The 12,071-nt window shown below is 65.2% G+C and carries 11 protein-coding genes; 8 read left to right on the top strand and 3 right to left on the bottom strand.

Going from position 1 to position 12,071, the window contains the following annotated elements:
* Nucleotides 1-10: 10 nt before the first annotated feature.
* Nucleotides 11-985: a quinone oxidoreductase family protein gene (locus ACOZ9V_RS11500; RefSeq protein ID WP_434590106.1), complete on the bottom strand. Its 975-nt coding sequence runs from the start codon at nucleotides 983-985 to the stop codon at nucleotides 11-13.
* Between the two features lie 44 nt (nucleotides 986-1,029).
* Here ACOZ9V_RS11500 and argC point away from each other — a divergent pair, with 44 nt between their 5' ends.
* The 7 genes from argC to argH all read left to right on the top strand — a co-directional run bounded on the left by argC (nucleotide 1,030) and on the right by argH (nucleotide 8,654).
* Nucleotides 1,030-2,139 (top strand): N-acetyl-gamma-glutamyl-phosphate reductase, encoded by a 1,110-nt coding sequence (gene argC, locus ACOZ9V_RS11495; protein ID WP_434590103.1) that lies wholly within the window; start codon nucleotides 1,030-1,032, stop codon nucleotides 2,137-2,139.
* Complete coding sequence (gene argJ / locus ACOZ9V_RS11490; RefSeq protein WP_434590100.1) at nucleotides 2,136-3,314, top strand: bifunctional glutamate N-acetyltransferase/amino-acid acetyltransferase ArgJ; 1,179 nt, start codon at nucleotides 2,136-2,138, stop codon at nucleotides 3,312-3,314. Before argC ends, argJ begins: the two co-directional genes overlap by 4 nt.
* The gene (gene argB, locus ACOZ9V_RS11485) at nucleotides 3,311-4,294 is read left to right on the top strand and encodes an acetylglutamate kinase (protein ID WP_434590097.1); all 984 of its coding nucleotides are present in this window, start codon (nucleotides 3,311-3,313) and stop codon (nucleotides 4,292-4,294) included. Before argJ ends, argB begins: the two co-directional genes overlap by 4 nt.
* Nucleotides 4,287-5,528, top strand: coding sequence for an acetylornithine transaminase (locus tag ACOZ9V_RS11480; RefSeq protein WP_434590094.1), 1,242 nt, complete (start codon nucleotides 4,287-4,289; stop codon nucleotides 5,526-5,528). The genes argB and ACOZ9V_RS11480 overlap by 8 nt, the downstream gene beginning before the upstream one ends.
* A 103-nt stretch (nucleotides 5,529-5,631) precedes the next feature.
* The gene (gene argF / locus ACOZ9V_RS11475; RefSeq protein WP_434590091.1) at nucleotides 5,632-6,552 is read left to right on the top strand and encodes an ornithine carbamoyltransferase; all 921 of its coding nucleotides are present in this window, start codon (nucleotides 5,632-5,634) and stop codon (nucleotides 6,550-6,552) included.
* An 8-nt stretch (nucleotides 6,553-6,560) separates the two neighbouring features.
* Nucleotides 6,561-7,073, top strand: a complete 513-nt coding sequence (locus ACOZ9V_RS11470; RefSeq protein ID WP_434590088.1) for an arginine repressor — start codon at nucleotides 6,561-6,563, stop codon at nucleotides 7,071-7,073.
* Between the two features lie 159 nt (nucleotides 7,074-7,232).
* Entirely contained in the window at nucleotides 7,233-8,654 is a 1,422-nt protein-coding gene (argH, locus tag ACOZ9V_RS11465) for an argininosuccinate lyase (protein WP_434590085.1), read from the top strand.
* A gap of 136 nt (nucleotides 8,655-8,790) precedes the next feature.
* On the opposite strand, the gene ACOZ9V_RS11460 is transcribed toward argH, so the two are convergent.
* Together ACOZ9V_RS11460 and ACOZ9V_RS11455 are read right to left on the bottom strand one after the other, a co-directional pair.
* The gene (locus tag ACOZ9V_RS11460; RefSeq protein WP_434590082.1) at nucleotides 8,791-10,038 is read right to left on the bottom strand and encodes an RNA polymerase sigma factor; all 1,248 of its coding nucleotides are present in this window, start codon (nucleotides 10,036-10,038) and stop codon (nucleotides 8,791-8,793) included.
* Complete coding sequence (locus ACOZ9V_RS11455) at nucleotides 10,035-10,427, bottom strand: YciI family protein (protein ID WP_434590079.1); 393 nt, start codon at nucleotides 10,425-10,427, stop codon at nucleotides 10,035-10,037. Before ACOZ9V_RS11455 ends, ACOZ9V_RS11460 begins: the two co-directional genes overlap by 4 nt.
* A 255-nt stretch (nucleotides 10,428-10,682) precedes the next feature.
* Between ACOZ9V_RS11455 and tyrS the strand changes: the two genes are divergently transcribed.
* Nucleotides 10,683-11,969, top strand: coding sequence for a tyrosine--tRNA ligase (gene tyrS / locus ACOZ9V_RS11450; RefSeq protein ID WP_434590077.1), 1,287 nt, complete (start codon nucleotides 10,683-10,685; stop codon nucleotides 11,967-11,969).
* The last annotated feature ends 102 nt before the right edge of the window (nucleotides 11,970-12,071 follow it).

Here is a 12,071-nt window from a genome sequence, read left to right as displayed (position 1 = left end):
TGTCGCTCAATCAGGCAGTTAGCACAACCTTGCCCGTGGTCTCCCGTCCTTCGAGCGCCCGATGTGCATCAGCCGCATCGGCCAATGCGAACGTCGCTCCGACGCGGAAGTTGAGCCAGCCGTGCTCGATGCCGTTGAAGAGCATCGCTGAACGCTTCGCCAGCTCCTCCGAGGATCGGACGAACCATGCCAGCGACGGACGGGACAGGAAGATTCCGCCCGAGGAGTTCAGACGCTGAATGTCGAACGGTGGCACCTGACCCGACGCCCCGCCAAAGAGCACCATCGAACCCAACGGCTTGATCGACGCCAACGACGCATCGAACGTGTCCTTGCCGACTCCGTCATAGGCAACATCGACGCCCTCACCGTCTGTGAGTTCCTTGACTTTCGCCGTGATGTCGACGCCCTCACCGTAGAGGAATACGTCATCGGCGCCGGCCTTCCGTGCCAGCTCAGCCTTCTCATCCGTGCTTACCGTCGAGATGACATTGCCGCCCAAGTGCTTGATGATCTGAGTCAGCAGCAGGCCGACTCCACCGGCTCCGGCATGGACGAGGGCTGTCTGCCCCGGTTTGATCTCGTGCGAGCTCGTCGCCAGGTACTGCGCCGTCAGGCCCTGCAGCGGCATCGCCGCAGCCACCTCGGTGGAAACGCCTTCGGGCACACGCAGAAGGACGCTTTCCTTCACGACGACCTGCGTCGCATACGATCCCGGTCCTTCGTGCCAGGCAACACGGTCACCGACGGACCAGCTCTCAATGCCCTCGCCCACCTCGGCGATGTGACCCGTGCCCTCCGACCCGACGATGTGCGGGTACTCCATCGGATACACACCCGAACGACGGTACGTGTCGATGAAGTTCACGCCCGCGGCCTCGACGTTGACGAGTACCTCACCAGGGCCCGGCTTCGGAGTCTCGATCTCACCGAACTCGAGGACCTCGGGTCCACCGGCCTGCATTGCACGAACTGCCTGGGTCATGACGCCTCCTGCATATAAATTAATTGCCTGGTATGGTTATACATATGAACGATCTTACGGTTGCCGTCTCCGGTGCCACCGGATACGCCGGGGGAGAGGTCCTCCGGCTGCTGAGCATTCACCCCCACTTGAAAGTCACCACGGTGTGCGGACATTCCACCGCGGGTGAGAAGCTCGGCCGACATCAACCCCATCTTCCCCGATTCTCTGACCTCGTGGTCCAGGAGTCCACCGCCGAGGTACTCGCTGGCCACAATGTCGTCATCCTCGCACTCCCGCACGGTCAGTCCGGACAGATCGCCGCCGAACTCGAACAGACGAGCCCCGACACCCTCATCGTCGACCTCGCCGCCGACCACCGGCTCATCAGCGCCGCCGCGTGGGAGAAGTTCTACGGCTCCGCACACCAGGGCACCTGGACCTACGGTCTGCCCGAACTCCTCACCGCCGACGGCACCAAACTGCGCGAGACGCTGAAGTCCGCGAACCGGATCGCCGTGCCCGGCTGCAACGTCACCGCAGTGAGCCTCGGACTCGCACCGCTCATCCAGGCAGGACTCGCCGCACCCGCCGGACTCAACGCGGTCCTCGCCAACGGAGTCTCCGGCGCCGGCAAAGCGCTCAAACCGCACCTCACCGCCGCCGAGATTCTCGGCAACGCCTCGCCGTACGGTACCGGCGGCACCCACCGGCACGTGCCCGAGATCGAACAGAACCTCAACGGAGTCCTCGGCGCCGATGCCGCCGACGGCCCCACCCGGATCTCCTTCACCCCGACGCTCGTGCCCATGGCTCGCGGAATCCTCGCGACCATCACCGCCGACGCGGGCGAAGCGGCACCGCGCACCGCAGAAGGTCTCCTCGATGCCGCCGCGCTCAAGGATCAGCTGGCCGCCGCCTTCAACCAGGCCTACGCCGACGAACCCTTCGTCCGCGTCCTGCCTGACGGACAGTGGCCACAGACCGCGGCAACCACCGGATCGAACGTCGCACAGCTCCAGTTCACCGTCGACGAACGAGCCGAGAAGATCCTCGTCGTCGTGGCACTCGACAACCTCGTCCGCGGCACGGCCGGACAAGCCATCCAATCCATCCACCTGGCCCTCGGTCTCGACGAGACCACCGCCCTTCCCCTCGAAGGAGTCGCCCCATGAGCGTCACCGCCCCACTCGGCTTCACCGCCGCCGGACTCACCGTCGGCCTCAAACCCTCCGGCACCAAAGACCTCTCCCTGGTCATCAACAATGGTCCCGACACCGCTGTCGCCGCCGTCTACACCTCCAACCGGTGCAAGGCCAACCCCGTCCTGTGGTCCCAGAAAGCCTCGGCCAATGGGCAGGCACGCGCAGTCGTCCTCAACTCCGGGGGAGCGAACTGCTATACCGGCGACTTCGGCTACGAGACGACAACGCTGACCGCGCAGACCACCGCCGTACTCCTCACAGAATCCGGCACCGAAACAGTGTCTGAGGACGTCCTTGTCTGCTCGACCGGCCTTATCGGCGTCGGCGGCCAGGACTTCCGCGACTCCATCGTGAACAACCTCGCCCCGCTCGTCGCCGCCGCCGACACGAGCGTCGAAGCCGGACAGTCCGCTGCCGAAGCGATCATGACCACTGATACCGTCGCGAAGACCGCCAGCCGCACGGGCTCCAGCGGATTCACTATCGGCGGCATGGCTAAGGGCGCGGGAATGCTCGCACCGGGGCTGGCGACCATGCTCGTCGTCATCACGACCGACGCGAAACTCGACCAAGCGACTCTCGACCAGGCGTTGCGGGCCTCGACGAGCCAGTCGTTCGACCGCCTCGACACCGACGGCTGCATGTCGACGAACGACACCGTCATCCTCATGTCCTCCGGCGCCCACGACGCGAATGTCGACGCCGACGAGTTCACCACTCTGCTGCGCGAACTCTGCCTCGACCTCATGCACCAACTCCACGTCGATGCCGAAGGTGCTCACCACGACATCGCGATCACCACCCGCGGCGCCGCCAGCGAGAGTGACGCCGTCGAAGTCTCCCGCTCCGTGGCACGGTCGGCCCTGTTCAAGGCCGCGATCTTCGGGGAGGACCCGAACTGGGGCCGCGTCGTCGCTCAGGTGGGAACCACCTCGGCGGATTTCGATCCCACACAGATCGACGTCGCCATCAACGGCGTCCAGGTGTGCACGGCGTCGGGCCCCGATGAAGACCCCGCGAACGTGACATTCGACCGCACAGTTGATGTGTCTATCGACCTCCACGCCGGTGACGACACCGCCACCGTGTGGACCTCGGACCTCACCCACGACTACGTCGAAGAGAACAGCGCCTACTCCTCATGAACACCCCCGTAGACATGTCCACGAAATCCACGGCCGCCCGGCTCGCCGCCGCCCAGGTCAAGGCCGAAGCGCTGACCGAGGCGCTGCCCTGGATCAAGACCTTCGCCGGTGCCACGATCGTCATCAAATACGGCGGCAACGCCATGGTCTCCCCGGAGCTGCAGCAGTCCTTCGCCGATGACATCGCGTTCCTCCGCTTCGCCGGCATCCGCCCCGTCGTCGTCCACGGCGGCGGCCCCCAGATCTCGGCCATGCTGAAACGCTTGGGCATTGAGTCCGAGTTCAAGGCCGGACAGCGCGTGACCACCGAGGAAGCCGCCGAAGTCATCCGCATGGTCCTGTCCGGCCAGGTCAACCGCGACATCGTGTCCCGGATCAACCAGAACGGTGACGCCGCGATCGGCCTGTCCGGTGAAGACGCGGACCTCTTGCTGGCGCACAAAACCACCGCCGAGGTGGACGGCGAAGTCATCGACCTCGGCCGGGTGGGCGAGATCGCCCAGGTCAACACGACCGTGCTCACCGAGCTCCTCGATGCCGGACGGGTGCCCGTCATCTGCTCGATCGCCTCGGAGATCGGGGGAGAGGCCGGGAAGCCGCTCAACATCAATGCGGACCTGGCCGCCTCGGCGGTGGCGAAAGCACTCAAGGCACACAAACTCATCATGCTCACCGATGTGCCCGGCCTCTACGCGAACTGGCCGGACACGTCCTCGCTCATCTCCCGCATCGACCCGGACAAGCTGCGCGAACTCCTGCCGTCGCTCGACTCGGGGATGATACCGAAGATGACCGCCGCGCTCGAGGCGATCGAGCACGGGGTCAAGCAGGCCCACATCATCGACGGCCGGATGGCGCATTCCCTCCTCCTCGAGGTATTCACCTCGGAGGGCATCGGCACCATGGTCGAAGACACCATCGTCGAACCCGCACCACTGGGCGACGGGCACAAAGGAACGCAGGAGGACGACAATGAGTGAAGCCACGCACCAGCAAGCCGCAACGGATCAGGCACAGACCTGGCGCGATGACTTCTCCCGCGTCCTCTCCCCGGTCTTCGGCTCACCCCAGCTCGACCTCGTCCGCGGTGAAGGCTCGTACGTGTGGGACGCCTCGGGCAAGAAATACCTCGACCTACTCGCGGGCATCGCCGTCAACGCACTCGGCCACTGCCACCCGGCCTGGGTCAAGGCCATCACCGAACAGGCGTCGACGCTCGGACACATCTCGAACTTCTTCACATCGCCGCCCCAGATCGCCCTGGCGAACAAAATCCATGAGATCCTCAACCTGCCGTCCGGGTCCGCCGTGTTCTTCTCGAACTCCGGCACCGAAGCCAACGAGGCGGCCTTCAAAATGGCCCGCCGCGCCGGGGGAGGGGGACGCCCCTTCATCATCGCCGTCGAGGGTGCCTTCCACGGCCGCACCATGGGATCACTGGCCCTGACGGCGAAGGAAGCCTACCGCGAACCCTTCGCACCGGGCGTCCCTGGAGTCGTCCACGTCCCCTACGGCGACGTCGAGGCACTGGCCGCCGCGATCAACGACAACACCGCCGCCGTATTCATCGAACCCATCCAGGGCGAGGTCGGTGTGCGCACCCATCCACAGGGCTACCTCAAGGCCGCCCGCGAACTCACGACGAAAGCCGGCGCACTACTCGTCCTCGATGAGGTGCAGTCAGGCATCGGGCGCACCGGATACTGGTTCGCCCACCAGGACTGGTCGATCGGCGAGGGCATCACCCCCGACATCATCACGTCGGCGAAGGGACTCGGCGGCGGCATGCCGATCGGTGCCACCATCACCGTCGGCGATGCGAACACGAAACTGCTCGAAGCCGGTCAGCACGGCACAACCTTCGGCGGCAACCCGATCGCCTGCGCGGCCGGACTCGCCGTGCTCGAGACGATCGAGAAGGACGGGCTGTTCGACCATGCTCTCGACGTCAGTGACTGGCTGACACCGCGACTTACGGCCATCGACGGCATCGGCGAGATCACCGGTCAGGGCCTGCTCATCGGCATCGAACTGCTGCCGAGTGCCGCAGGCGAGATCCCGGATTCGAAGGCCGTCGCGGCCCGCGCACTCGACGCCGGGTTCATCATCAATCCCGTCGCCCCCGGCCGCCTGCGGCTGGCCCCGCCGCTGACCATCACCACCGACGAGCTCACTCCGTTCATCGACGCCCTGCCCGGACTCATCACCGGCTGAGCCGCCCCCGGGAGCCCAGCGCTGATCGCAAGCCAGGGTTCGCACGGAACGGCGGGCCACCTCGGCGCCGGCATCACCCACCCAGACTTTCGAAGGACACGTTATGACACGCCACTTCCTCAAGGACACAGACCTCAGTCCGGCCGAGCAGGCCGAGGTCCTCGACCTCGCCGTCGAACTCAAGGCCGCCCCCTACTCGCGGACCCCGCTGGCCGGCCCGCAGACCGCCGCCGTCATCTTCGACAAGACCTCGACACGCACTCGGGTCTCGTTCGCTGCCGGCATCGCCGCGCTCGGCGGGCAGCCCCTCATCATCAACCCCGGTGAGGCACAGCTCGGGCACAAGGAATCCATCGCCGACACCGCCCAGGTGATGTCCCGGATGGTCTCGACGATCATCTGGCGCACCTACGCCCAGTCTGGCCTCGAAGAGATGGCCGAGCACTCCTCCGTGCCCGTCATCAACTCCCTGTCCGATGACTTCCACCCCTGCCAGATCCTGGCCGACCTGCTCACCATCCGCGAACACCGCGGCGACGTCAAGGGCCAGACCATGACGTACTACGGCGACGGGGCGAACAATATGGCCAACTCCTATGCCCTCGGCGGAGTCAACGCCGGAATGCACGTGCGCATCGCCGCCCCCGAAGGCTTCCAGCCTGCCGCCGCGATCGTCGCCGAAGCCGAAGCCCTCGCCGCTCAGACCGGCGGATCGCTCACCGTCACCGACGACCCCGTGGCCGCCACCACCGGTGCCGACGTCCTCGTCACCGACACCTGGGTGTCCATGGGGCAGGACTCCGCCGGACGTGACGACGAGGCCTCTCCGTTCACGAAGTTCCAGGTCAACCAGGAACTCATGAACCTTGGCAACGACGCGATCTTCCTCCACTGCCTGCCCGCCTACCGCGGCAAGGAGGTCACGGCCGAAGTCATCGACGGCCCCGCCTCGGTGGTCTTCGACGAAGCCGAGAACCGCCTCCACGCGCAGAAAGCGCTCATGACCTTCCTCCTGGAGCGATGATGGCCGAGATGAATAACAGTGCACCGCTGACGAAGACCGCCCGACAGCAGAAGATCATCGATCTCATCACACGCCAGTCCGTGCGGTCCCAGATCGAACTCGCCGAGGCGCTCGCGACGCAGGGCATCACCGTCACCCAGGCGACCCTGTCGCGCGACCTCGCCGAGGTGGGGGCCGTGAAGATCCGGTCCACCGCGGGATCCGTGTACGCCGTTCCCGGTGAGGGCGGGGACCGGTCCCTGCAGCAGTCGACGGGGGAGTCCCTCGACGCGAAGCTCCCGCGGATCCTCGAGGAGCTGCTCGTCTCCGCGGTCTCCCAGGACAACACGGTCGTGCTGCGCACCCCGCCTGGAGCTGCACAGTATCTGGCGTCGGCGATCGACCGGTCGTCGATGGTCGGGATCTTCGGCACACTCGCCGGCGACGACACGGTGCTCGTCATCGCCGATGCCGCGGTCGGGGGAGCGGCCCTGGCCGAGACTTTCCTCGAATACGCGGCGGGCGGATTGGCCGAGGGGTGAGCCTCTGTCGGCGGGCCCTGGAATTGGGCGCGCCGCCTCGGTGGGAATCCCACGGGACGGACGGCCGCCTCGGCGAAGGAAAACTGGAACAATGACAACTGAGTTTCATCATTTCAATGAACGGGCCGGCGCATCCGTGCTGGTGGGAAAGGACGATCTGTGAGCGAACGACTGAGCCTGTGGGGCGGACGATTCTCCGACGGTCCGGCCGATGCGCTGGCCGCGCTGAGCAAGTCCACGGACTTCGACTGGCGCCTGGCGAAGTACGACATCGCGGGATCCAAGGCCCACGCGAAGGTCCTCCACCACGCGGGACTGCTCACCGATGACGAGCTGTCGGGGATGCATTCAGCACTCGACGAACTGCTGCGCCGCGTCGAGGCCGGCGAATACGTCGCCGCCGAATCCGACGAGGATGTGCACTCGTCGCTGGAGCGCGGACTCATCGAGATCGCCGGCCCCGAACTCGGCGGGAAGCTGCGTGCCGGACGGTCCCGCAACGACCAGATCGCGACGATGGGGCGGATGTACCTGCGTGACCATGCCCGTGAGGTCGCCGGCCTCGTGCTCGACACCGTCGAGATGCTCATTGCTCAGGCCGAAGAGCACCCCGAGGCGCCGATGCCCGGACGCACGCACCTCCAGCACGCTCAGCCGGTGCTGCTGGCTCACCATCTGCTCGCACATGCATGGCCGCTGCTGCGCGATGTCGCCCGCTTCGTCGATTTCGATGCGCGGGCGGGAGTGTCTGCCTACGGTTCGGGTGCTTTGGCTGGTTCGTCGCTGGGGCTCGATCCGCAGGCCGTGGCCGCGGACCTCGGGTTCAACGATTCGGTGGAGAACTCCATCGACGGCACTGCGTCGCGCGATGTCTTCGCCGAGTACCTGTTCATCACGACGATGATCGGCATCGACCTCTCGCGTCTGTCCGAGGAGGTCATCGCGTGGGCAACGAAGGAGTTCTCGTTCGTCACCCTGCATGATGCGTACTCGACGGGGTCGTCGATCATGCCGCAGAAGAAGAACCCCGACGTCGCCGAGCTGACTCGTGGCAAGTCCGGGCGTCTCATCGGTGATCTCACCGGTCTGCTGTCGACGCTCAAGGCGCTGCCGTTGGCGTACAACCGGGATCTGCAGGAGGACAAGGAGCCGGTCTTCGACGCCACCGATACGCTCGAGCTGCTGCTGCCGGCGTTCACCGGGATGGTGGCGACGCTGAAGTTCGACACCGAGCGGATGGCGTACCTGGCTCCGCGCGGATTCGCCCTGGCCACGGACATCGCCGAATGGCTCGTGCGTGAAGGTGTGCCGTTCCGTGTGGCTCATGAGCTTTCCGGAGCATGCGTGCAGCTGGCCGAGTCGCGGGACGTCGAGCTGTGGGATCTCTCCGACGAGGACTTCGCGGGGATTTCGCCGCACCTCACTCCGGCGGTTCGTGAGGTGCTCACGACGCTGGGGTCGATCGATTCGCGCAACGCCAAGGGCGGTACGGCTCGCTCGGCTGTCGAGGCGCAGATCGCCAACGCGAAGGCTGAGGTCACCCGCCTGCGCGAGTTCGCGGGTTCGGCTCGCAGCGTGTGAGGGGCTGAGCAACCAGACAGCGATCTCAGGTCAGTGCCCGGGCAAGCGGAGAGGATCCGTTTGTCCGGGCAACGGCTTTGCATAGCAATACCCTCAGCGGGATGCCGGGGCATTCGACGGTGAACGATCCGGTGCTTCAGATCTTCTCGGCGTCGAGCTCTTTACTCAGCCGAGTGATCTGAGCATTGAGGTATCTCTGCTCAGGGACATTCGTGCACAGCCTGCTGGCGGTCCGGTAGGCGGCCAGCGCCTCTGCGAGATCTCCGAGGGCTTCCAACATCGGCGCCCGCACGGCGAAGAGCCGGTGACTGCGACTCATTCGCTTGTCCGCGAGGAGGGGCTCGAGCATCTCAAGGGCGGCGCGTGGACCGTGGACCTCGCTGACGGCCACCGCATAATTCAGGGTGACAGTCGGAGACGGAGCGACGCGCGCGAGCATCGAGTAGAGCTCGACGATCTGAGCCCAGTCGGTCTCCTCCCAGGTCGATGCCTCGGAGTGAACAGCAGAGATCGCAGCCTGCAGCTGATACGCACCGACCGGTCCGGTCGGGAGTACAGTCTCCAAAAGTCTGACCCCTTCGGAGATCATCTTCGCATTCCACCGCGTGCGATCCTGATCGCGCAGAGTCACCAATTCGCCGGTTGGGTTCCTGCGGCCCGGTCGACGTGCCTCGCTGAGCAACATGAGCGCGAGCAATCCGGCAGTCTCGGTCTCATCGGGCAGCGATGCATGGAGTAGCCGAGCCAACCTGAGTGCCTCGGACGTGACTTCCCTGTCGAAGAGGTCCTTACCGTTCAGGCGGCTGTGCCCGGCGGTAAACATGAGATAGAGGGCATGAAGCATCGCGGGAAGGCGGTCAGTCGCCGTGTCCGGATGTGGGAAATGCCGTCCGTGCTGGTCGATCGTCGTCTTCGCACGGCTGATCCTCTGCCCCGCTGTCGCGGACGGAATGAAATACAGCGCAGCGATCTGTTCTGTGCTCAGCCCGAGGACCGCCCGCAATGCCAAGGTCACCTGAGCCTCAGGTTTGAGCGACGGATGGCAGCACAGAGCGAGCACCTCAAGCGAGGAATCACGGTTCTCAAGGGCCGCCTCGGCGATGGGCACCTGATCGGGACGATCACGCGCGAACACCCGTTCCTCGCGCTCGTGACGCGCACCGTCCTGACGTTGGGCATCGATGAGCCGACGAGACGCAACCCGCAACAGCCAGCCCCGGGGCCTGTCCGGCACACCTATCTTCGGCCACTGTTGGGACGCTTCGAGCAGTGCTTCCTGAACGGCGTCCTCGCACGCGGCGAAATCACCGAACCGCCTCATCAGAGCAGCGAGGATGTGGGGAGTCTCGCGGCGCCACACATCCTCACCGGTCGTCAACGTCATTCGCCGTCGTCACCGAAGACCATGACCGGTCGCAGTTCCACCGTCTCCCCGGGACCGGCGAAACCGGCGGCGATCTCCTCGGCGCGCTCCTGCGATTCGACGTCGATCGAGAAGAATCCAGCGAGGTGTTCTTTCGACTCTGCGTAGGGACCATCGGTCGATGTCGGCTCACCTGACTTCCAGCGGTAGAGCATGGAGGCGGCAGGGTCGCCGAGGGCCTCGCCACCGAGCAGTTCGCCGCGTTCCTGGAGCTCGCCCAACAGCTTTTCGAAGTCGGAGTTCATCTTCTCCCGCTGTTCCTTCGGCAGGGCCTGAACCTCGGCAACATAGTCGCCGGTGGGATGGCCCCAGGGCTGCGGATTCGAATGGATCAGGATCACGTACTTCATTGTTTTGCCTTTCATCGAGGACCGCCTCTCGGCCCTTCTAGTGTGACATCGAGGCTGAATCGGAGATTTCGACAGCTGGGCGAAACTTTTTCTGGAAACTATTTTCTCTGTACGGATCTGGCGGCGTCATCGAGATAGCTATCGATGATCTGAACGAGGCGGTCTCGGACCAAGGGCACAGCCGCCTCGGCGAACCCGTAGAATTGAACCTGTCGGCCCCGCGCCGGCACAGACCACAGATTCGAAAGGACCGAAGTGACCGACATCTTCAGCGAACTCAAGGCCCGCGGGCTCGTCGCAGTTTCCACGGACGAGACCGCCCTGCAGAAAGCCCTGGCCGAGGAGTCGCTGACCTATTATGTCGGTTTCGATCCGACGGCACCGAGCCTGCACATGGGCAACCTCGTCCAGCTGCTCACCGCCGCCCGCCTCCAGCAGGCCGGCCACAATCCGCTCGCCCTCGTCGGCGGCGCCACCGGCCTCATCGGCGACCCGCGCATGTCGGGGGAGCGGACGCTCAACCCACGTGAGGTCGTCGAGGAATGGGTGGCGAAGATTCGCACCCAGGTCGAGAAGTTCCTCGACTTCGACGGCCCCAACGCCGCCCAGATCGTCAACAACCTCGACTGGACCTCGCAGCTGTCGGCCATCGACTTCCTCCGCGACATCGGCAAGCACTTCCCGGTCAACCGGATGCTCGCGAAGGAATCCGTCTCCGCGCGCCTCAACAGCGAAGCGGGCATCTCCTTCACCGAGTTCTCGTACCAGATCCTCCAGGGCAACGACTACCTCGAACTCAACCGCCGCTACGGCTGCTCCCTGCAGACCGGCGGCTCCGACCAGTGGGGCAACCTCACCTCGGGCGTCGACCTCATCCGTCGCGTCGAGCAGAAGTCCGTCCATGCCCTGGCTACCCCGCTGATCACGAAGGCCGACGGCACGAAGTTCGGCAAGACCGAATCCGGCACCGTGTGGCTCGATTCGTCGCTGACCAGCCCGTATGCGTTCAGCCAGTTCTGGCTCAACGCCGACGACCGCGACGTCGTCAAGTACCTCAAGGTGTTCTCGCTCCGCCCGCTCGACGAGATCGAAGCCATCGAAGCCGAGTTCACCGCGGCCCCGCACACCCGTGTGGCTCAGAAGGCCCTCGCCGAGGATGTCACCACCTTGGTCCACGGGCGCCAGGCTTACGAACAGGCCATCGCCGCGGCCTCCGCCCTCTTCGGCGGGGGAGAGCTCACCGGCCTTGATTCGTCGACGCTGGGTGCGGCAACTTCCGAGCTGCCGCGGGGTGAGGTGTCGACGACCCAGCTGGCCGAAGGCCTGCCTGTTGCCGATGCGTTCGTCGCTTCCGGCATCGTCAAGTCCAAGGGTGAGGCTCGCCGTGCCATCAAGGACGGGGGAGCGTACGTCAACAACGTCAAGGTCGCCGACCAGGAGCAGACCTTGACTTCCGACGATGTGCTCTCGACAGAAGCTGGAGGAGTCGTCCTCCTTCGCCGAGGCAAGAAGACCCTCGGTGCTGTCGACATCGTCGGCTGATCAACGACAGACTCTGACAATGCCGGGTCCTCTCTCGGAGGGCGCGGCATTGTCGTATTCACGACGGTTGGATCCGTTCGACAACGGGGAACCTTGTCATCG

Source organism: Brevibacterium sp. 1718, from assembly GCF_051131255.1.
GTDB lineage: Bacteria > Actinomycetota > Actinomycetes > Actinomycetales > Brevibacteriaceae > Brevibacterium > Brevibacterium sediminis.
The sequence above is the reverse complement of the archived record's forward strand: the minus strand, read 5'-3'. Positions and strand labels throughout refer to the sequence as shown.